Origin of the sequence: Pseudomonas sp. NPDC089554, from assembly GCF_050280645.1 — a bacterium.
Taxonomy (GTDB): Bacteria; Pseudomonadota; Gammaproteobacteria; order Pseudomonadales; family Pseudomonadaceae; genus Aquipseudomonas.
Genome location: NZ_JBNNVR010000035.1, coordinates 28,875 through 47,756, shown reverse-complemented (window position 1 = coordinate 47,756; position 18,882 = coordinate 28,875). Strand labels below are relative to the sequence as shown.

Here is an 18,882-nt window from a genome sequence, read left to right as displayed (position 1 = left end):
CGGGCCTTCGCGGCCTACGACTTGCTTCGCAAGTCTACATCTCGCGACTTCGGCTACGCCGAAGGGCGCTGCGCGCCATGGCCCTCCAGACGCCTGCGCTCGGCCTTCTGGAAGTCGCGAAGATCAAGATCAAGATCAAGATCAAGATCAAAAGCGAGAGCAGCTGCTACGCGCTCGTGGGGGCCTCGACAGGCCCCGGCCTACAGCCCTACGACACCTGAACCTGCCCCGTTTCCCCCGCCACGTCCTCATGCAACGAAATCCGCGACGTCTCCGGCAACGCCAACCCACCCACCAACGCCACCACCGCGATCACCACCAGGTAGAACGCCGGCGCCAGGCTGCTGCCAGTCTGCCCGATCAACCAAGTCGCCACCAACGGCGCGGTGCCGCCAAACAGCGTATAGGCCACGTTGTAGGTGATCGCCGAAGCCGTATAGCGCGTCCGCGTAGGGAAGCTTTCCGACAGCAACGCCGCCGTCACCACGCCACTGAGCAGTGCCCCCACCGCCAGCAAAACCACCCCCAGCAACGCTCCCGACATCGACCCTGAGCTTGCCAGCCAATAGGACGGAAACACCACCGCCATCACCCACAGGCACGTGAAGCCAATGGTCCGCCGCCGGCCGACCCGGTCCGAGAACGCTCCCGCCAGGGGGCAACCCACCGCTGCGAACAACAGCGCCACGGTGGTTACCAGCAGTGCCTGGGCACGGCTGAGGTTACCCACCAGTTGCAGGTAGGTCGCGAAGTAGGTGGTGAACATGTAGAACGACAACGCCGTCAGCGAAATGAACGCCCCCAGGTTGCAAATGGCCCGGCCATGGTTGCGCAGCGTGTCCATCAATGGCGAATGCTCATGCTCGCGACCCTCGGCCAGCGCCTGGCGAAACGCCGGGGTCTCCTCCATGCGCCAGCGCAGGTACAGCCCCACCAGCCCCAGGGGCGCGGCGATCAGGAATGGCACCCGCCAGCCCCAGCTGTTCATCGCTTCAGCCGAAAGACTGGCCTCCAGCGCATAGGCGATCACTGCCGCACAGGCGAACGCCGAGAACGTCGACACCGGAATGAAACTGCCATAGAACGCCCGCTTGTGATTCGGCGCATGCTCCATCAGGTAGGCGCAGGCACCGGCATATTCGCCCCCCGCAGAGAAGCCTTGCAGGCAACGCGCAAGCGTCAGCAGCGCCGGCGCTGCCAGGCCGATGCTGGCGTAGGTGGGCAGCAGGCCGATCAAGGTGGTGGAGCCGGCCATCAGCAGGATGGTCATCGACAACACCCGCTTGCGCCCCAGGCGGTCGCCCAAGGCGCCGAACACGATGCCACCCAGCGGGCGCAGGGCGAAGGCCACGGCGAACACGGCGAAGGTCTTGAGCAAGCCGACGCCAGGGTCGGAGCTTGCGAAGAACTGGCTGGCGATCAACGTGGCGAGGAAACCGTAGACGGCGAAGTCGAACCATTCGACGAAGTTACCGATCGCCGAGGCGGCGATCACCCGGCGCAAGGTGGCGGGGGATACCTCGTGGGATGCAGACATGCGCATGTGCTCCATTGTTCATAGGCAGCCTGGAAAGAAGTGGCGCGGTCATGGCCGCAGCTTCTGGTTTCAACGGCCAGTAGAACGGAGGGTGGGGCAGGGAGCTTCTTCGAGGGCGACATCGAGATGCCTGATACAGCCGTTACACCGCGAACACTACCCCGGTGCGCGACGCGGCATTGCGAATGTGCTCCTGCATGGCCTTCTGCGCCGCCGCCTGCGAGCGTCGCCCCAGGGCCCGCAGGATCTTGCGGTGTTCCTGCCAGGTTTCCATGGCCCGCTCCGGGCGAATGAACGGCAGCTTCTGGCTTTCCAGGAAAATGTCCTGGCTGGCGGTAATCACCTGCACCATCGCGTGGTTGCCACAGGCTTGCAGCAGCGCTTGGTGGAAAGCGAAATCCAGCCGCGCCGCCGCCTCGAAACGCCCGGCTTGCAGTTCCTGGCGCATGGCTTCGACATTGGCCTCGAGGCGGTCGAGGTCATCGGTGGTCAAGGCCAGCGCCGCCTGCCCGGCAGCGAAACCTTCCAGGGCGTAGCGCAACTGGAAGGTGTCGGCGGCCGACACCTGCTCGGCATAGGGCCAGGCGAACCCGGTGGCAGGGGCGGGCGCCTGGACGAACACGCCCTTGCCTGGCTGTACGCTGACCAACCCCAGTGCACTCAACGACGACAACGCCTCGCGCAGCGACGCACGGCTAACCCCCAGGCGCTCGGCCAGGTCGCGCTGCGACGGCAGGGCGTCGCCCGGCTGGTAATGGCCTTCGTCGATCAGCTTGCGGATGCCTTGCAGGGCCATTTCCGGCACGGCGCGTGGGAGGGTTTCGAACATCTGTTCAGACCAGTCAGAGGTGAATGACGGTGACGTTTTACGACCATTGGCCCGCCCTGGCAAGCTTTGCCCCGTGCTGGCGCAGGCTGCCCGGGCCTTGCACGAAAGCGGGGCGCAGCCGTGTACGAAAATAGGCACTGCCCTACAACTGTTCAGACCAGTAAGACCTTGTCGCAGCGCCTGCGCAGCCCTTCGAGCCACCGCCAAGCGCAGTCTGGCATGCCCCGTGCAATAGCCAGCCAGGATCAACCCATCATTCGGATTCGACGCGAGGCCATTCCATGACGAAGTTCCGCTCCCTGTTCCTGGCGACCCTGTTCTGCGGCACCTCCCTGGCCCTGCCCACGGCCCAGGCCGACGCACTGGCCGACATCAGCGCCCGTGGCGTGCTCAAGGTGGCCGTGCCTCAGGACTTCCCGCCGTTCGGCTCGGTCGGCCCCGACCTCAAGCCCCGTGGGCTGGACATCGACACCGCGCAACTGTTGGCCGACAAACTCGGCGTCAAGCTGGCGCTGACCCCGGTCAACAGCACCAACCGCATTCCTTTCCTCACCACCGGCAAGGTCGACCTGGTGATCTCGAGCCTGGGCAAGAACCCCGAGCGCGCCGCCGTGATCGACTTCTCCCGCCCCTACGCGCCGTTCTACCTGGCGGTGTTCGGCCCGGCCGAGACCCCCGTCGAGAACATCGAGGCAGTCTCCGGCAAGACCATCAGCGTCACCCGTGGCTCGATCGAAGACATGGAGCTGAGTGCCGTGGCCCCCAAGGGCGCGACCATCAAGCGCTTCGAAGACAACAACTCGACCATCGCCGCCTACCTCTCCGGGCAGGTCGATCTGATCGCCAGCGGCAGCGTGGTGATGTCCGCCATCGCCGAGAAGAACCCGAAGAAAGTGCCGGTGGTCAAGGTCAAGCTCAAGGACTCGCCAGTGTACGTAGGCCTGGCCAAGAACGAGCCAGCGCTGCTGGAGAAGGTCAACGCCACCCTGGAAGCCGCCAAGGCCGACGGCAGCCTGAACCGCAACGCCGAGAAATGGCTGAAGCAGCCACTGCCGGCCGACCTGTAAGCGGCGCCCGGAACCTGTAGCCATGGCCTATCAATTCGACTTTGCGCCAGTGCTGGCCCAGGGCGACCTGCTGCTCAAAGGCGCCTGGTTCACCGCGCAGCTGACGGTGGTCGGCACCGTGCTGGGCATTGCCATCGGCGTGCTTGGCGCCGTGGTGCGGGCCTGGCGCCTGCGCCCGTTCGATGCGCTGTTCGGGGTGTACGTGGAGCTGATCCGCAATACCCCGTTCATCGTCCAGCTGTTCTTCATCTTCTTCGGCCTGCCGGCGCTGGGCATTCGCCTGAGCGAGTGGCAGGCGGCGGTGCTGGCCATGGTGATCAACCTCGGTGCCTACAGCACCGAGATCATCCGCGCCGGCATCCAGGCCACCCCCCGTGGCCAGCTGGAAGCCGCCGCGGCCCTGGCCATGAGCCGCCTGGAGGCATTTCGCTACGTGGTGCTGCAACCGGCCTTGGCCAAGGTGTGGCCAGCGCTGTCGAGCCAGGTGGTGATCGTGATGCTGGGCTCGGCGGTGTGTTCGCAGATCGCCACCGAAGAACTGTCGTTCGCTGCCAACTTCATCCAGTCGCGTAACTTCCGCGCCTTCGAGACCTACTTGCTGACCACGCTGCTGTACCTGTGCATGGCCATCGCCCTGCGCCAGTTGCTGGCCTGGCTTGGCAGACGCCTGCTGATGGGGAGACGTTGATGGATTTCACCTTCTGGGACATCGTGCGCAACCTGCTCATCGGCCTGCAATGGACCCTGGCGTTGTCGCTGGTGGCGTTTCTGTGCGGCGGTATCGCCGGGCTGCTGGTGCTACTTGGGCGCATTTCGCCGCTGTCGGCGCCGCGCACCCTGGCGCGTGGCTATATCGAGCTGTTCCAGGGCACGCCGCTGTTGATGCAGCTGTTCATGGTGTTCTTCGGCATCGCCCTGTTCGGTATCGATGTGTCTGCCTGGGCAGCGGCGGCCATTGCCCTGACCCTGTTCACCAGTGCCTTCCTCGCCGAAATTTGGCGCGGTTGCGTGGAGTCGATCCCGCGAGGGCAGTGGGAGGCCTCCGAAAGCTTGGCCTTGAGCCGTCTGGAACTGCTGCGCCATGTGGTTCTGCCGCAAGCGCTGCGTATCGCCATCGCGCCGACCGTGGGCTTTTCCGTGCAAGTGGTCAAGGGCACTGCGGTGACCTCGATCATTGGCTTCACCGAACTGACCAAGACCGGCGGCATGCTCGCCAACGCCACCTTCGAGCCGTTCATGATCTACGGCCTGGTCGCGCTGGGCTATTTCATCCTCTGCTATCCGCTCTCGCTGAGCGCCCGTTATCTGGAAAGGAGGCTGCATGCCCCTGCTTAGAGTGTCCGCGTTGCACAAGTACTACGGCGACAACCACGTGCTCAAGGGCGTCGACCTGAGCATCGAGGAGGGCGAGGTGGTCGCCATCATCGGCCGCAGCGGTTCGGGCAAGAGCACCTTCCTGCGCACGCTCAATGGCCTGGAGTCGATCAGCGACGGGGTGATCGAGGTGGACGGCGAATACCTCGACGCCAGTCGCGCCGACCTGCGCGCCTTGCGCCAGAAGGTCGGCATGGTGTTCCAGCAGTTCAACCTGTTCCCGCACCTGAGCGTGGGCGAGAACGTCATGCTCGCCCCGCAGGTGGTGAAAAAGGCCAGCAAGGCCCAAGCCCGCGAGCTGGCCGAGCAGATGCTGGCGCGGGTGGGCCTGGCGGAGAAGTTCGACGCCTACCCGGACCGCCTCTCCGGCGGCCAGCAGCAGCGGGTGGCGATTGCCCGGGCCTTGGCGATGTCGCCCAGGATGCTGCTGTGCGACGAGATCACCTCGGCGCTGGACCCGGAGTTGGTCAACGAGGTGTTGGGCGTGGTGCGCCAGCTGGCCAGCGAGGGCATGACCCTGGTGATGGTCACCCACGAAATGCGTTTTGCCCGCGAAGTGGGCGACAAGCTGGTGTTCATGCACCAGGGCAAGGTGCATGAAGTGGGCCCCCCTGCGCAGCTGTTCGCGGCGCCGCAAACGGCGGAGCTGGCGAACTTCATCGGCATGACCAACCAAGGCTGAAAGGGGGCCTGTTCAGGCAACGGGAAACCGCTATTCTTGGCGCATGAGTACGCCGCCCCTGCAACGTAACCCCTGCCCACCGGGCGCCTGCGACTGCGGTCGCGAGCGCCTGGACGACGGCCCGCTGGCCGCCCAGCGCATCCTCTTGCTGACGCGCCAGGAAGAAAAGCGCCTGCTCGAACGCCTGGAAAACCTCAAAGACCTCGAAGACCTGCAGCGCCTGCAAGCACGTCTGTACGAGCAACTGGGCATCCGCGTGAACATCGCCCCCAGCTTCAACGAGGTGCGCACCATGCGCGGTATCGTCATCGAGCTACAAGAGCAACCCGGCCTGTGCCGCAAGACCCGCCAGTCGATTCCCGCAGCCATCCGCCGTGGGCTCGAGCGCAACCCGCAAGTGGCGTTCCGCCTGCTCGATGCCCACGACTTGCTGCGCGATGCCTAGCGCATCGCCGCCAATTTGATACCAAAGCCCACCAAGCACGCCCCGGCCAGCCGCTCCAGCAAGTTGGCGATACGCGGGCTGGCGCGCATGCGCTCGGCCAGGCGCTGGGTCAGCAGCACCGCCACCAGGCCATAAAGGAAGGTCAGCGCCGCGACGGTGAAGGCCATGAACGCGAAGGTGACCACGCCTTGGTGGCGCACCGGGTCGATGAACAGCGGGAAGAAGGCCATGTAGAACATGATCGCCTTGGGGTTGAGCAGGGTGATCATCATCGTCTGGCGCAGGTAGTGGCCGCTGTCCATGCGGCTTTCCCGTGGCGCCGCGCCCGGCTTGCTGAACACCATGCGCAGGCCCAGCCAGGCCAGGTACGCCGCGCCCGCCCATTGCACGACGTGGAAGGCGGTGGGGTAGGTGGCCAGCAGGGTTGCGACCCCGGCCACGGCCAGCCACATCAGCACCTGGTCCCCCAGAATCACCCCACAGGTGGCCGCCAGCCCGCCCTTGATACCGCCCTTGCCGGTGGCGGTGATCAGCGCGAAGTTGCCGGGGCCTGGAATCGCCAGCAATACGATGAAGGCGACGACGAAGGCGCCGTAGTCGGTTACGCCGAGCATGGGAAAGGTCTCCAGGGTAAGGGGGGATGAAATATATGCCACTACTCAGCGCGCCTTGCAAAGCTGATTTTCGGTGCTGACAGAGCGAGCCTATCGCCCCTGAATACTCCCTCTATTAGACCTCTGCCCAGGCTCGACTAGTCTTGCCTGTGGCCCCGCGCAACGCGCGCGCAGCCGCGTCGGCGTGAAGTCGACCCACCTGATGAGGAGACGGCCGAGCCACCCGCTCGACCGCACGCAAACTGGCATAGACCAGAAATCTGGATAACCGACCCAAAAGGTACCCGCAGATGTCGAACGAATCGAAATGCCCGTTCCATCAAACCGCAGGCGGTGGCACTAGCAACCGAGACTGGTGGCCTGACCAGCTCAACCTCAGAATTTTGCACCAGCATTCCTCGAAGTCCGACCCGATGGACCCGGCCTTCGACTACGCCAAGGCGTTCAAGAGCCTCGACTTCCAGGCCCTCAAGCAAGACCTGACTGCCCTGATGACCGACTCCCAGGAATGGTGGCCGGCCGACTTCGGCCACTATGGCCCGCTGTTCGTGCGCATGGCCTGGCACAGCGCCGGTACCTACCGCATTGCCGACGGCCGTGGTGGCGCGGGCTCCGGCCAGCAACGTTTCGCCCCGCTCAACAGCTGGCCGGACAACGTCAGCCTGGACAAGGCCCGGCGCCTGCTGTGGCCGATCAAGCAGAAGTACGGCAACAAGATCTCCTGGGCCGACCTGATCGTGCTCACCGGCAACGTCGCGCTGGAGTCCATGGGCTTCAAAACTTTCGGCTTCTCGGGCGGCCGCGCCGATGTGTGGGAGCCGGACGAAGACGTCTACTGGGGCTCGGAGAAGGTCTGGCTGGGCGGCGATACCCGCTATGGCAAGGCCCAGCCGCCGGGCCAGGGCGACCTGGTGGCGGAACCGGCCAAGCACGGCGAGGAAGAAAGCCGCACCTTGCAAGGCGAGCGCAACCTGGAGAACCCGCTGGCCGCCGTGCAGATGGGCTTGATCTACGTGAACCCCGAAGGCCCTGAGGGCCACCCCGACCCGGTCGCCTCGGGCAAGGACATTCGTGAAACCTTCGGCCGCATGGCCATGAACGACGAAGAAACCGTGGCGCTGATCGCCGGCGGCCACGCCTTCGGCAAGACCCATGGCGCCGGCCCCGCCGACAACGTCGGTGCCGAGCCCGAAGCGGCGGGCCTCGAGTCGCAGGGCCTGGGTTGGTCCAACAAGTTCGGCAGCGGCAAGGGCGGCGACACCATCACCAGCGGTCTGGAAGTCACCTGGACCTCCACCCCGACGAAGTGGAGCAACGAGTACCTGGAGAACCTGTTCAACTTCGAGTGGGAACTGACCAAGAGCCCGGCAGGCGCCCATCAATGGCGCCCGAAAGATGGCAAAGGCGCCAACACCGTGCCGGATGCCCACGACCCGGCCAAGCGTCACGCGCCGATGATGCTCACCTCCGACCTGGCGCTGCGCTTCGACCCGATCTACGAACCCATCGCCCGGCGTTTCAAGGAACACCCCGAGCAACTGGCCGATGCCTTCGCCCGCGCCTGGTACAAGCTGATCCACCGTGACATGGGCCCGCTGGCCCGCTACCTGGGCCCGGAAATGCCCCAGGAAGAGCTGCTCTGGCAAGACCCCCTGCCGAAAGTCGACCACCCGCTGGTGGGTGAGCAGGACATTGCCGCGCTCAAGGCCAAGGTGCTGGCGTCGGGCCTGAGCGTCGGCGAGCTGGTCTCCACCGCGTGGGCCGCAGCCTCGAGCTTCCGCGGCTCCGACAAGCGCGGCGGCGCCAATGGCGGGCGTCTGCGCCTGGAACCGCAGAAATCCTGGGCGGCCAACCAGCCCGAACAACTGGGCAAGGTGCTGGCTGCGCTGGAGAAGATCCAGGGCGAGTTCAACAGCGGCGGCAAGAAAATCTCCCTGGCCGACCTGATCGTGTTGGCCGGCAGCGCTGCGGTAGAGAAGGCCGCCAAGGATGCCGGGCACAACGTCAGCGTGCCATTCCGTCCGGGGCGAGTCGATGCGTCCCAGGCGCAGACCGACGTCGAGTCGTTCGCCGTGCTGGAGCCACTGGCCGATGGTTTCCGTAACTTCACCAAGGCTCGCTACAGCGTCAAGGCCGAGAAGCTGCTGCTCGACAAAGCCCAACTGCTGACCCTCAGCGCCCCCGAACTGACCGTGCTGATCGGCGGCCTGCGGGTGCTGGGTGCCAACCATGGCAGCAGCAAGCTGGGCGTGTTCACCGACAAGCCAGGCACCTTGAGCAATGACTTCTTCCGCAACCTGCTGGACATGGGCGTGGAGTGGAAGCCGACCTCGGGCGACAACGAAACCTTCGAAGGCCGCGATCGCAAGACCGGCCAGGTGAAGTGGAGTGGTAGCCGGGTGGACCTGGTGTTCGGGTCACATGCCCAACTGCGTGCGCTTAGTGAGGTGTATGGCAGCAGCGATTCGAAGGAGAAGTTCGTGAAGGACTTCGTCGCTGTGTGGGTGAAGGTGATGGAGCTGGACAGGTTCGATCTGCGCTAGTCGAACCTGAGATAAAAAACCGGGGCCGCTTTTGCGGCCCCGGTTTTTTACGGCACGAGCTTCATCTTTTCAGCGTTTGTCAGGCCTGCGCTGCAAGACGGTTGCTGACCTTGCGCCCCAACACCGCCACGGTGACAAACCCACACGCCACCAGCCCCGTAGCCAGCGCCAACAGCACCGACGTTCCCAGTTGGTCGACAATCCGCCCACCAAAGAACGAACCCAGCGCAATGATCACCTGGAACATGGCCACGAACAGCGGCATGCCACGCTCGACATCCTTGGGCGCCACCACGAACATCCATACGCTCGCACACGCCGGGAATGCACCGAAGGCAAAGCCCCACAGCCCGATCAGCAAAGCCGCGCCGACCAGATTGGTGGCGAAGTAGGGAAACAGCGCAGTGCTGACGCCAATCATCACCGCCACCAGCAGCAGGGTGTAACGCACGCTGCGGTTGGCGGCAAAGCCCGCGAAGATATTCCCCACCACCCCGGCCGCGCCGTAGAGCAACAGCAACGAACCAATAGTCTGCCCATCGAACCCTGAGCTGTGCTTGAAGAACGGCGCCACATAGGTATAGGCCGCAAAATGCGCCAGGCCAATCAGCAACACCGCGATCATCCCGACCCGCGCAAGCGGGTGAATGAGCAACGCGGGCAGGTCACTGGCGCGAATGGCTTTATCCGGGTTGAGCCGTGGCAGCAGGAAAATTTGCGCCAACAGCACGGGCACGCCCACCAGTGCGGTCACCAGGAACGTCATGCGCCAGCCCATCAGCCCACTCAGCCAGGTGCCTACCGGCACGCCCAGCACCGTCGCAAGGGTCACCCCCAGCATGATGATCGACGTCGCCTGCGCGACCCCCACGCCCCTGGGCGCCAGGCGCCCGCTCAGGGCAATGGCCGTGGCCCAGAAGCCACCGATGCTGATACCCAGCAGCACACGGCCTACCAGCAACACATTGAAGTCGCTGGCATAGGCCACCATGGCGTTGGCGATGATCATGATCAGCGTCAGGCCGATCAGCAGGTAGCGACGGTCCATGGCGCCAATGCCCACCGACAGCAGCGGCGCGGCGAGGGCAGCCATGATGCCGGGCAGGGTCACCATCAGCCCGGCGTGGCCGGCGCTGATGCCCAGGTCGCTGGCGACGTCATTGAGTACGCCTACCGGGAGGAATTCGCTGGTGACCAGGGCGAAGGCGCCCACGGCCACCGAGAGGATGGCGAGCCACTGTTGCTTGAGGCTTTGCTGGCTGTGTTCGGGAATAGGTTCGTGCAGCCCCTGGGGGGCTTGGCTGGCGCTTGGCATGGTGCGGGGTTCCAGAGCGGGGACTCGCCTGCCTGAGGGGGAGGCGGGTGGAGGCGGGGGAAATATGTAGTGACGATTATAGAAGTCGGATGGGGTGAAGGGTCAGGCGAGCGGTTCGATAGTAAACATCAATCTTATTGATGCATCAAATGAATCGCTGGCGAGTTTCCAGCAGGTACTCGATGAACAGCCGAACTCGCATGGGCACCTGTCTTCCGAAGGCATGCAGTGCATGAATCGAGGTCGTTGCCATCGCCTCTTGTGGCAGTACCCGAATGAGCGTTCCACGCAGAAGGTCATCGCGTAGCGCAAAAGCGGGCAGTTGAATGATGCCGGCATCGTCCAATGCCGCTTGCGTCAGCGTGACGGCGTCGTCCGTATCGAAACGTCCGTCAGGAAGAAAACTCGAGCCGTCAGTGAACATGAACGGGAAAGGCCGGCCCGCCAGTAAATACCTGAGGCAGGCGTGGTGCTTCAGGTCGGCAAGCGTTTCAAGCTGCCCATGATCGGCAAGGTAACCAGGTGATGCGGCGAGGATGTAGGACGTGTCGGCAAGGTGGCGACCAATCAAACCGGTATCTTCGAGGTTGCCGATGCGTATTGCCAGGTCGTACCCCTCGCGGATGATATCCACGTTGCGGTCAGTCACCGTGACCTCAAGCTTGATGTTCGGGCAGCGCTGAGAAAACTCCCTCACCCAACCAGAAACCAGCGACCTGCCGACCAAGACCGGTACGGTAACGCGCAAGAGCCCTTTGGCGGACGCCTCGGACTGCACCACATCTTCGGCATTCTCGATGCCCTGGAGCAGGGGCGCGACGAAGTCGTAATAGACATTCCCCTCCGCCGTCAGGCTCAGGGTCCGAGTAGAGCGTTGCAGCAATCTCACCCCCAGTCGTTTCTCCAGCCGGGCCACGCTCTTGGACACGGCGGAGGGACTTGCGCCCAGCAACCGTCCGGCGCCACTGAACGACCCGGCGTCGACCGTACGCACGAACGCCACAAGGCCTGCGGTTTTTTCAACGATGGTGACCATTCAAGAATTCCAGGAACAAAAGAAGCGAATATCTGGCGGATAGCGCAAAAAATTAACCCGATTAGGATAGCCGAAACCTTAAATCGGAGTGGCGCGAATGAACAAGCTGAACGGCAAGGTAATCGTTATCACGGGGGGCGCCCAAGGGCTGGGCGCGTCTCACTCACGGCTGCTCGCCGAGTGCGGTGCGCAGGTGGTCATCACCGATGTCGAGTCCGCCGCCGGGTTCAAGCTTGCGCAAGAACTGACTGCAATGGGGCATGCGGCGAGCTTTCACGAACTGGATGTGCGCGATGAGGGCCAGTGGCGCGAGTTGGTCGAACAGGTGCTCAAGCAGCATCAGCGTATCGACGCACTGGTGAATAACGCGGGCATCTATTTGCGCAGCGACCTCGAAGACATTTCCGCGCAACAGTTCGACACGCTCATGGCGATCAACGTCAAGGGCACGTTCCTGGGGTGCAAGGCTGTTGCCCCCTCCATGCGTGCGCAAGGTGGCGGTGTCATCGTCAACACTGGCTCGATCGCCGCGATGGTCGCCAACCTCGACGGCGAGGTGGCCTATTGCGCCAGCAAAGGCGCGATCAGGATGCTGACCAAGGCCGTCGCCTCGGACCTGGCCAAAGACAATATCCGGGTCAACTCGGTGCACCCCGGCGTGGTCAAGACACCCATGGCGGCTGACTTCTTCAAAGACCCGCAGCTCGCCCGGCAACTGTTGGGCACCACGCTGATGGAGCGTGCCGCCGCGCCTGCCGAGATTTCGAAAACCATCGCGTTCCTCATTTGCGACGACGCGTCTTTCATGACCGGCTCCGACCTGGTGGTGGACGGTGGCTTCACCGCCGTGTGAGCCCTGCGTCCACTGCTGTTTCATCCCTGGCTTTAGCGCCAGCTTTTCCAACCCCCCTCAAGAGTTGAAGACATGAATGATCTGACTGGCAAAGTTGCCATCGTGACAGGTGCATCCAAAGGTATCGGTGCGGCGATCGCCAAGGCACTGGCGGCAGCGGGCGCCTGCGTAACGGTGAACTACGCATCGAGCAAGTCCGGTGCAGAGCGTACCGTTGCCGAGATTCTGGAAAGTGGTGGCAAGGCCATCGCGGTTCAGGGCGATGTGGGGTCTTCTGCCGACATCAAGCGCATGTTCAGCGAAACCCAGGCCGCCTTCGGGGCGCCTTCGGTGCTGGTCAACAACGCCGCCACCTTTGAATTCGAACCGTTCGAGAACGTGACCGAAGAGGAGTTTCACAAGGAGTACAACACCAATGTGCTGGGCCCGATTCTCGCCATTCAGGAGGCGTTGAAATACTTCCCCGAAACGGGTGGGAGCGTGATCAACATCAGTTCGATTTCAAGCAAGAACCCAGTGCCGACCGCTGTGCTGTATTCCTCCACCAAAGGCGCCATCGATGCGTTATCGGCAGGGCTGGCCAAGGAACTGGGGCCGCGCAACATCCGGGTGAACGTCGTAGCCCCAGGTGGAACTGAAACCGAAGGCACGGAGCGCATCGGCCTGGTCGGCAGCGAGCAGCAACGCATCATGGCCGCAGCCACACCCTTGGGCCGTTTTGGCAAGCCGCAGGATATCGCCCCGGCGGTAGTGTTCCTGGCATCGGATGACGCCGCCTGGCTGACCGGCGAGCGTATCAACGCCTCGGGCGGCTTGCGCTAAGCGCATCTGGAAAATGCCCTCGGCACAAGGCCACGTATTCAGTTTGCAAATAATTGAAAGTCGCCGCCGAGGGCTACTGGCCACGCTTCGAATTGAGGATCCTCTGCCGTGATCGAACCCATCAGGAAGTCGAAAATGTCACTGCAACTCAAGCTGGACACCATCAAGCAGGAATTTGAAGCCAGCGTGCCGGCACAAGCGCTCGCCGTCATGCGTGCGTCCACCCAAGCGCTGGTCGACTCCGACCAAGCGGCGCGCGCGGTAAAACGTGGCGACCTCGCACCGCGCTTCAGCTTGGTGGACTCGGAGGGCAATATCGTCTCGTCCCAGGCGCTGCTTCAAAAAGGCCCTTTGGTCGTGACGTTCTACCGTGGCGTGTGGTGCCCATACTGCAACCTTGAGTTGCAGGCGCTGGAAAGCGTTCGCGCAGAGATCGAGTCGCGCGGTGCTTCACTGATTGCCATCTCCCAACAAACGGCGCGCAACAACAGAGCCTCGCGTGTTGATAACGCGCTGCATTTTCCTATCCTGGTCGATCAGGGTGGTTCGGTCGCCGATGCATTCGGCATCCGTTGGGCATTGGCGGGCGATATCAAGGCGTTGTTTGAACAGTTCGGTGTCAACCTGGAAATGTTCAATGGCGAACCCAGCTGGACGCTGCCGATGCCTGCACGCTATGTCATCGATACCGATGGGGTCGTTGCGTATGCTGAGGTCAACCCTGACTACACCCAGCGGCCAGAGCCCAGTGAGCTGCTGCCTGTGCTCGATGCATTGGCAAGTCGTGTCGAGGTCGCCAAACGCTGAAAGGCATGAAATGCAAACAACAGGACCAGGTCCAAGATTACACTCCCGAGGTAGATGTCGAGCTGGGCGGGCAACGCAGTACCGCCCAAGCGTCAATGCAATCTAAGTTTTCTGCATCCCCATATGCGCATCATCCATCAACGCCTTCGCCATCTCGCTGAGAAAGTGCGAAGCCCATATCAGCACCGGTTCGTTGTCCATCACACCGATGAACGACGCGCGGCGAGCGCTATCGAGAAGTACGGAAGCCTGTTCCAGGGCGTGGTCGGCGCAGTTGCCGGGTTCTACGCGGAAGAGCTTTTTTTCTGGGGTTGCGCCGTCGAGGCAGGTGGCGGAGCCAACGGTCCAGCCGAGTTTGCCTAAGCGGTCGGGGGTGTCCTTGTCCATGGGGAAGTCCTTTCAGGATGCAATGCGGCGGTGAGTGTGGCAGGAGTCCGGGAATTGTGAGGTGGATGGCACCGGCTTTGCCGGTGATCGCGGGGCAAGCCCGCTCCCACAGGGACCGCGTACGCCCTGCTTGCGTGGGCGGTTCAGTGTATCGGTGACAAGGTTGATTGGCGCTTGAGCTGCACCCGCTCCAGCGCGCACTCCAGCAGTGAATGCACAGCATCGAGCTCATGCGACACGGTGCGTAGCATGATCGTGGCAGGGGATTTGGGTAGGCAGGCAATCGACTGGTTGGATACGGCCAGGCCGCACAGGGCGTGCTCCATGGCGTCGACCAGGATGTCCTCAAGGTAGTCGGTTGACTCGGCGGGGCAGGGTGGATCAGGAACGATCTTGAGCATTGGCGTGATCTTGTCTATTCGATTGGACCACCACGACACCACTTGCATTTGATGGGTGGCGGCTACGTACAGGTCTGCAAGACCGGAAGACGAGAAAACCGGCAGGTCCGAAAACCTCCCGTACGCAGCCACCATGAGCGGCACCGCCGAGTACGCTCGGCCACCGCTAGGGACTCTCATCTTCGGGCTTGCAGGCTCGGCCGCTGATTTGGCAGCGGCCCGGCGAGACTAGCCGTCATCTCGATGGCACAAAAGCGGCCAAAGGATGCTTGGGAAAGGGACTACATGAAATGAGGAAAATCTGATTTCTTCATGTAGGAGTTCCGCCAAATGAGTGCGTCATTTGCATGCGCACTTCAATTGATACATCTGCTTAAAGCGCGCCGATACGGTCCAGCTCCTGCTTGAGCTGTTCGCGGCTCAGGTTATCGAAGGGCAGGGCGAAGAAAGCTCGGCAGCGCAATTCGATACTCGCCAGCGTGGCGCGGAAGGCCGCTTCGACAGAGGCCTCGTCACCCACCACCTCGGACGGATCTTCCAACCCCCAGTGCGATTTCAACGCGGGCCCGAAGTACACCGGGCAAGCTTCGCCGGCCGCTTTGTCGCAGACGGTGATGACGATGTCCGGTGGGTTGTCTTCGAATGCCTCGTTGCCCTTGCTGCTCAAGCCCTCGGTGGCAATGCCGGCCTGTTGGAGCGTCACCAGGCTGCGGGGCAACACCTGGCCCTTGGGAAAGCTGCCAGCGCTGACCGCCTCGAAACCTTCTGGCGCCAAGTGATTGAACAAGGCTTCGGAAAGAATGCTGCGGCAACTGTTGGCCGTACACATGAACAGGACTCGCATCGAGGGCTCCTCGGCGTAATGGCGGATGTCAGAGGCTCAGGCGCAATGCCAAGGCCGAAAGGGTGACCAACAAGACCGGCAGGGTCAGCAGGCTGCCGACCTTGAAGTAGTAACCCCAGGTAATACGCATGCCCTTGCGCGCCAGCACGTGCAGCCACAGCAAGGTGGCCAGGCTGCCGATAGGGGTGATCTTCGGGCCGAGGTCGCAGCCGATGACGTTGGCATAGATCATCGCCTCGCGTACCACGCCTTGGGCGTCACTGGCATGGATCGACAAGGCACCGACCAGCACACTGGGCATGTTGTTCATCACCGAGGACAACAGCGCCGACACCAGGCCGGTGCCGAGGGTCGCGCTCCACAGCCCTTGCTGGGCAAGCCAGTCGAGCAGCTGGGAGAGGGTGTCGGTGAGGCCAGCGTTCTTCAGGCCGTACACCACCAGGTACATGCCCAGGGAGAAAATCACCACCTGCCACGGCGCCTCGCGCAGCACCCGGCGGGTCGAGATGCGCTGGCTGCGCGCAGCGACGGCGAACAGGATGGCCGCACAGACGCCCGCCACGACACTGACGGGAACCCCCAGTGGCTCCAGGACGAACAGGCCGACCAGCAACACCAGCAGCACCCACCCACCGACCATGAACGTGGTGCGGTCGTGAATCGCCGTGCGCGGCGCCTTCAGCGCCTCGACCGCGTACTGCCTGGGAATATCACGGCGAAAGAACAGGAACAGCACCAGCAACGTCGCGGCCACGCTGACGAGGTTCACCGGCACCATCACCGCCGCGTATTCGGCGAAGCCCAGGCCGAAGTAGTCGGCCGAGACGATGTTCACCAGGTTGGACACCACCAGCGGCAGGCTCGCCGTGTCGGCAATGAACCCTGCGGCCATGACGAACGCCAGTGTCGCCGCAGGCGAGAATCGCAGCGCCAGCAGCATCGACATCACGATAGGCGTGAGTATCAGCGCCGCGCCGTCGTTGGCGAACAGCGCCGAAACCGCGGCGCCGAGCAACACGCAGAAGGCGAACAAGCGGCAGCCACTGCCGTTGGCCCAGCGCGCCACGTGCAGCGCGGCCCATTCGAAGAAACCGGCTTCGTCCAGCAGCAGGCTGATGATGATGATCGCGATGAAGGTGGCGGTGGCGTTCCACACGATGGCCCACACGGTGGGGATATCGTGCAGCTAAACCGCGCCCACGGCCAGGGCGATGATGGCGCCGAGTGCGGCGCTCCAGCCGACGCCGAGCCCCTTGGGCTGCCAGATGACCAAGGTGAGAGTGAAGACGAAGACCGCGAGGGCGACCAGCATGAATGTCTCGCTCCGTGAGGGTCAGCAGCAGGCAGCGTCACGGACGGGGCGACCGTCCATATGCTTCAGCCTCAAGGTGTTGTCGGCCAGCCATTGCGCGTTGGCGTGCAGGGTGACTTGCAGCATGTCGTGCACCCAGGCGGGCAGCTGCGGGTTGAGGCGGTAGTACACCCATTGACCCTGGCGGCGGTCCAGTAGCATGCCGTTGCTGCGTAATTGCGCCAGGTGGCGGCTGATCTTCGGCTGGCTGTCGCCCAGGGCGCACATCAGTTCGCACACACACAGTTCGCCCAGGCTGGCGATCAGCAGGATGGCGCGGGTGCGTGTTTCGTCTGAAAGGCTTTTGAAGACGTCGGGCGGGGTGATCATGAGGAGGTACTTTTACATATGGAGATTCGAATATACGTATCTCCATATGTATTGCGCAAGCGCTTGTTTCTAGTCAGATGCTGCGTGCTACACGGCGCTCAACACCTCTGAAAGCGGACGACGCGGCTTCTGTGGCCAGTTATCGGGCGTGCCGTAACCCACCGCCACCAGCACGACGGGCACTTCGTCTGCGCCCAAACCGAACGCCTGAGCCACACCCTCTGGATCGAACCCGATCATCGGCCCCGACCCCAACCCCATTTCATGCGCCGCATAGAACAGCGTCGCCGCCGCAAACGACGCCGAGCGCACGGCCTCGTCACGCTGGCGCCAAGGCTGGCCTGCATAGAGACTGCCTGCGCCTGCGACCCAGCCATCGACCATGGCGGGCGGCATGAAACCGGCGTCCACGGCGGGCTTGAGCCGCGCTGGCAAGGTTTTCTCATCCGCCAGTTGGCCAACGATGATGAACGTAACCGGCGCCTCGGTGATCTTTGCCTGATCCCAGGCCACGGCCCGCAACCGAGATTTTGCTTCTGGTGTGCGCACGGCGATGAACCGCCAGTTCTGAAGGTTGAACGCCGTAGGCGCGCGGGTGGCGAGTTCGATCAGTTCGTTGACCTGGTCGTCGGTAATATCTCGATCCTGGTCGAACAGCACGGTCGTACGGCGCGCACGGATGGCGCTGCTGATTGCATTGCTCATGGAGATTTCCTGGAAAGGGCCGCCGCACAGCAGGAGTGGGCCGGGCGGCGGCGAAGTTGATCAATAGATGCTGTCGACCACGCCGCCATCGACGCGCAGGGCAGCGCCGGTGGTCGCCGATGCCTGGGGCGAGCTGACGTAGAGGATCATGTTGGCGACTTCATCGACCGTGGCCGCGCGGCGGATGATCGAAGAACCGCGATGCTCGGCCACAAAGTCCGTCGCAATGGCATCGATGTTTTCGCCTGGGCTGTTGTCACCGTTGGTCAGCAGCTGCACCACGCCTTCGGAAAGAGTCGGGCCGGGCAATACCGAGTTGACGGTGACGCCGGTTCCAGCAAGGCGCTTGGCCAGGCCGCGGGAGACGGCAAGCTGGGCGGTCTTGGTAAAGCCGTAATGGATCATGTCGGCAGGGATGTTCACCGCCGACTCCGAGGAAATGAACACGATACGTCCCCAGCCTTTGTCGACCATGCCTTTGGCATAAGCGCGGGATAGCCTTACACCGGACATCACGTTGGTCTGGAAGAACCGCTCCCATTCTTCATCGGGGGTGTCGAAGAAGTCCTGCGGGTTATAGATGCCCAGGTTGTTCACGACGATATCGAAGTGCGGATGCTCGGCGATCAACGTCGAGCACCCGGCGGCGCTGCTCAGGTCACCAACGAAGCCGGTAACGCTCGAACCCGTTGCCCGCAACTTATGAATCGCCTCCTCGACACTTTTCTCGCTGCGTCCATTGACCACTACCTGCGCGCCTGCTTTCAGGAAACCCTGCGCGGTAGCGAAGCCGATGCCTGCGGTTGATGCGGTGACCAGCACACGCCGGCCTGTGAAATCTATGTTCATGGCGACACCTCAAGTTGTGTCGCCAAACTATGAATTCACCTGGAAATACAGACAATCGGCGCGGTTTCGAAATCACCTTTCGATTGTGGAA

At 63.1% G+C, this 18,882-nt stretch carries 21 protein-coding genes and 1 pseudogene; 10 read left to right on the top strand and 12 right to left on the bottom strand.

The window, feature by feature from the left end:
• On the top strand, positions 1–221 hold a 221-nt coding region (locus tag ACQKPE_RS12930), incomplete at its 5' end, for a hypothetical protein (protein WP_427666352.1).
• Here the strand turns inward: ACQKPE_RS12930 and ACQKPE_RS12925 are convergent.
• Together ACQKPE_RS12925 and ACQKPE_RS12920 are read right to left on the bottom strand one after the other, a co-directional pair.
• Positions 209–1,537 carry an MFS transporter gene (locus tag ACQKPE_RS12925; RefSeq protein WP_427666350.1) on the bottom strand — a complete coding sequence of 443 codons (1,329 nt, stop codon included), beginning with the start codon at positions 1,535–1,537 and terminating at the stop codon, positions 209–211. The genes ACQKPE_RS12930 and ACQKPE_RS12925 overlap by 13 nt on opposite strands.
• A gap of 142 nt (positions 1,538–1,679) precedes the next feature.
• Positions 1,680–2,366, bottom strand: coding sequence for a FadR/GntR family transcriptional regulator (locus tag ACQKPE_RS12920; protein ID WP_427666349.1), 687 nt, complete (start codon positions 2,364–2,366; stop codon positions 1,680–1,682).
• Positions 2,367–2,647: 281 nt separating this feature from the next.
• On the opposite strand from ACQKPE_RS12920, the gene ACQKPE_RS12915 reads away from it, so the two are divergent.
• From ACQKPE_RS12915 to ACQKPE_RS12895, 5 genes are read left to right on the top strand one after another with little or no spacing between them, the layout of a single operon-like run.
• On the top strand, positions 2,648–3,433 hold the full coding sequence (locus ACQKPE_RS12915; protein ID WP_427666347.1) for a transporter substrate-binding domain-containing protein: 786 nt from the start codon (positions 2,648–2,650) through the stop codon (positions 3,431–3,433).
• A 22-nt stretch (positions 3,434–3,455) separates the two neighbouring features.
• Positions 3,456–4,121 (top strand): amino acid ABC transporter permease, encoded by a 666-nt coding sequence (locus ACQKPE_RS12910; protein ID WP_427666346.1) that lies wholly within the window; start codon positions 3,456–3,458, stop codon positions 4,119–4,121.
• Complete coding sequence (locus tag ACQKPE_RS12905; protein ID WP_427666344.1) at positions 4,118–4,768, top strand: amino acid ABC transporter permease; 651 nt, start codon at positions 4,118–4,120, stop codon at positions 4,766–4,768. Before ACQKPE_RS12910 ends, ACQKPE_RS12905 begins: the two co-directional genes overlap by 4 nt.
• Positions 4,755–5,489, top strand: coding sequence for an amino acid ABC transporter ATP-binding protein (locus ACQKPE_RS12900; RefSeq protein ID WP_427666342.1), 735 nt, complete (start codon positions 4,755–4,757; stop codon positions 5,487–5,489). The genes ACQKPE_RS12905 and ACQKPE_RS12900 overlap by 14 nt, the downstream gene beginning before the upstream one ends.
• A 43-nt stretch (positions 5,490–5,532) precedes the next feature.
• The gene (locus tag ACQKPE_RS12895; protein WP_427666340.1) at positions 5,533–5,934 is read left to right on the top strand and encodes a hypothetical protein; all 402 of its coding nucleotides are present in this window, start codon (positions 5,533–5,535) and stop codon (positions 5,932–5,934) included.
• Here ACQKPE_RS12895 and ACQKPE_RS12890 read toward each other — a convergent pair.
• Positions 5,931–6,548 (bottom strand): LysE family transporter, encoded by a 618-nt coding sequence (locus ACQKPE_RS12890; protein ID WP_427666339.1) that lies wholly within the window; start codon positions 6,546–6,548, stop codon positions 5,931–5,933. The genes ACQKPE_RS12895 and ACQKPE_RS12890 overlap by 4 nt on opposite strands.
• Positions 6,549–6,838: 290 nt before the next feature.
• Here ACQKPE_RS12890 and katG point away from each other — a divergent pair, with 290 nt between their 5' ends.
• Positions 6,839–9,091: a catalase/peroxidase HPI gene (gene katG, locus ACQKPE_RS12885; protein ID WP_427666338.1), complete on the top strand. Its 2,253-nt coding sequence runs from the start codon at positions 6,839–6,841 to the stop codon at positions 9,089–9,091.
• A 79-nt stretch (positions 9,092–9,170) separates the two neighbouring features.
• Here the strand turns inward: katG and ACQKPE_RS12880 are convergent, their stop codons facing one another.
• A complete protein-coding gene (locus ACQKPE_RS12880) occupies positions 9,171–10,406 on the bottom strand; it encodes an MFS transporter (RefSeq protein WP_427666337.1) in 1,236 nt (411 codons plus the stop codon).
• Positions 10,407–10,551: 145 nt separating this feature from the next.
• Positions 10,552–11,442: a LysR substrate-binding domain-containing protein gene (locus ACQKPE_RS12875; protein WP_427666335.1), complete on the bottom strand. Its 891-nt coding sequence runs from the start codon at positions 11,440–11,442 to the stop codon at positions 10,552–10,554.
• A gap of 97 nt (positions 11,443–11,539) precedes the next feature.
• On the opposite strand from ACQKPE_RS12875, the gene ACQKPE_RS12870 reads away from it, so the two are divergent.
• The 3 genes from ACQKPE_RS12870 to ACQKPE_RS12860 all read left to right on the top strand — a co-directional run bounded on the left by ACQKPE_RS12870 (position 11,540) and on the right by ACQKPE_RS12860 (position 13,924).
• Complete coding sequence (locus ACQKPE_RS12870; RefSeq protein ID WP_427666333.1) at positions 11,540–12,295, top strand: SDR family NAD(P)-dependent oxidoreductase; 756 nt, start codon at positions 11,540–11,542, stop codon at positions 12,293–12,295.
• A 72-nt stretch (positions 12,296–12,367) separates the two neighbouring features.
• Positions 12,368–13,117, top strand: a complete 750-nt coding sequence (locus tag ACQKPE_RS12865) for an SDR family NAD(P)-dependent oxidoreductase (protein WP_427666331.1) — start codon at positions 12,368–12,370, stop codon at positions 13,115–13,117.
• A 108-nt stretch (positions 13,118–13,225) separates the two neighbouring features.
• Complete coding sequence (locus ACQKPE_RS12860) at positions 13,226–13,924, top strand: peroxiredoxin-like family protein (RefSeq protein WP_427666329.1); 699 nt, start codon at positions 13,226–13,228, stop codon at positions 13,922–13,924.
• Positions 13,925–14,026: 102 nt separating this feature from the next.
• Here the strand turns inward: ACQKPE_RS12860 and ACQKPE_RS12855 are convergent, their stop codons facing one another.
• The 7 genes and pseudogenes from ACQKPE_RS12855 to ACQKPE_RS12825 all read right to left on the bottom strand — a co-directional run bounded on the left by ACQKPE_RS12855 (position 14,027) and on the right by ACQKPE_RS12825 (position 18,791).
• Positions 14,027–14,311: a DUF3077 domain-containing protein gene (locus tag ACQKPE_RS12855; protein WP_427666327.1), complete on the bottom strand. Its 285-nt coding sequence runs from the start codon at positions 14,309–14,311 to the stop codon at positions 14,027–14,029.
• A 143-nt stretch (positions 14,312–14,454) separates the two neighbouring features.
• On the bottom strand, positions 14,455–14,712 hold the full coding sequence (locus ACQKPE_RS12850) for a hypothetical protein (protein ID WP_427666326.1): 258 nt from the start codon (positions 14,710–14,712) through the stop codon (positions 14,455–14,457).
• 373 nt (positions 14,713–15,085) lie between these two features.
• Positions 15,086–15,556, bottom strand: a complete 471-nt coding sequence (locus tag ACQKPE_RS12845) for an arsenate reductase ArsC (protein ID WP_427666324.1) — start codon at positions 15,554–15,556, stop codon at positions 15,086–15,088.
• A 28-nt stretch (positions 15,557–15,584) separates the two neighbouring features.
• Positions 15,585–16,868: pseudogene (locus ACQKPE_RS12840) on the bottom strand (arsenic transporter).
• A gap of 21 nt (positions 16,869–16,889) precedes the next feature.
• Positions 16,890–17,237: a metalloregulator ArsR/SmtB family transcription factor gene (locus ACQKPE_RS12835; RefSeq protein WP_427666322.1), complete on the bottom strand. Its 348-nt coding sequence runs from the start codon at positions 17,235–17,237 to the stop codon at positions 16,890–16,892.
• Positions 17,238–17,324: 87 nt separating this feature from the next.
• Complete coding sequence (locus ACQKPE_RS12830) at positions 17,325–17,942, bottom strand: nitroreductase family protein (RefSeq protein ID WP_427666320.1); 618 nt, start codon at positions 17,940–17,942, stop codon at positions 17,325–17,327.
• 60 nt (positions 17,943–18,002) lie between these two features.
• On the bottom strand, positions 18,003–18,791 hold the full coding sequence (locus tag ACQKPE_RS12825) for an SDR family NAD(P)-dependent oxidoreductase (protein ID WP_427666318.1): 789 nt from the start codon (positions 18,789–18,791) through the stop codon (positions 18,003–18,005).
• Between the last annotated feature and the right edge of the window lie 91 nt (positions 18,792–18,882).

Bases quoted from the DNA above. Each gene is read 5' to 3' on its own strand.
- ACQKPE_RS12915 (WP_427666347.1), top strand. From the start codon at position 2,648: ATGACGAAGTTCCGCTCCCTGTTCCTGGCGACCCTGTTCTGCGGCACC.
- ACQKPE_RS12910 (WP_427666346.1), top strand. From the start codon at position 3,456: ATGGCCTATCAATTCGACTTTGCGCCAGTGCTGGCCCAGGGCGACCTG.
- ACQKPE_RS12900 (WP_427666342.1), top strand. From the start codon at position 4,755: ATGCCCCTGCTTAGAGTGTCCGCGTTGCACAAGTACTACGGCGACAAC.
- ACQKPE_RS12925 (WP_427666350.1), bottom strand. From the start codon at position 1,537: ATGTCTGCATCCCACGAGGTATCCCCCGCCACCTTGCGCCGGGTGATC.
- ACQKPE_RS12835 (WP_427666322.1), bottom strand. From the start codon at position 17,237: ATGATCACCCCGCCCGACGTCTTCAAAAGCCTTTCAGACGAAACACGC.
- ACQKPE_RS12850 (WP_427666326.1), bottom strand. From the start codon at position 14,712: ATGCTCAAGATCGTTCCTGATCCACCCTGCCCCGCCGAGTCAACCGAC.
- ACQKPE_RS12880 (WP_427666337.1), bottom strand. From the start codon at position 10,406: ATGCCAAGCGCCAGCCAAGCCCCCCAGGGGCTGCACGAACCTATTCCC.
- ACQKPE_RS12875 (WP_427666335.1), bottom strand. From the start codon at position 11,442: ATGGTCACCATCGTTGAAAAAACCGCAGGCCTTGTGGCGTTCGTGCGT.
- ACQKPE_RS12920 (WP_427666349.1), bottom strand. From the start codon at position 2,366: ATGTTCGAAACCCTCCCACGCGCCGTGCCGGAAATGGCCCTGCAAGGC.
- ACQKPE_RS12895 (WP_427666340.1), top strand. From the start codon at position 5,533: ATGAGTACGCCGCCCCTGCAACGTAACCCCTGCCCACCGGGCGCCTGC.
- ACQKPE_RS12830 (WP_427666320.1), bottom strand. From the start codon at position 17,942: ATGAGCAATGCAATCAGCAGCGCCATCCGTGCGCGCCGTACGACCGTG.
- ACQKPE_RS12865 (WP_427666331.1), top strand. From the start codon at position 12,368: ATGAATGATCTGACTGGCAAAGTTGCCATCGTGACAGGTGCATCCAAA.
- ACQKPE_RS12870 (WP_427666333.1), top strand. From the start codon at position 11,540: ATGAACAAGCTGAACGGCAAGGTAATCGTTATCACGGGGGGCGCCCAA.
- ACQKPE_RS12845 (WP_427666324.1), bottom strand. From the start codon at position 15,556: ATGCGAGTCCTGTTCATGTGTACGGCCAACAGTTGCCGCAGCATTCTT.
- katG (WP_427666338.1), top strand. From the start codon at position 6,839: ATGTCGAACGAATCGAAATGCCCGTTCCATCAAACCGCAGGCGGTGGC.
- ACQKPE_RS12825 (WP_427666318.1), bottom strand. From the start codon at position 18,791: ATGAACATAGATTTCACAGGCCGGCGTGTGCTGGTCACCGCATCAACC.
- ACQKPE_RS12890 (WP_427666339.1), bottom strand. From the start codon at position 6,548: ATGCTCGGCGTAACCGACTACGGCGCCTTCGTCGTCGCCTTCATCGTA.
- ACQKPE_RS12855 (WP_427666327.1), bottom strand. From the start codon at position 14,311: ATGGACAAGGACACCCCCGACCGCTTAGGCAAACTCGGCTGGACCGTT.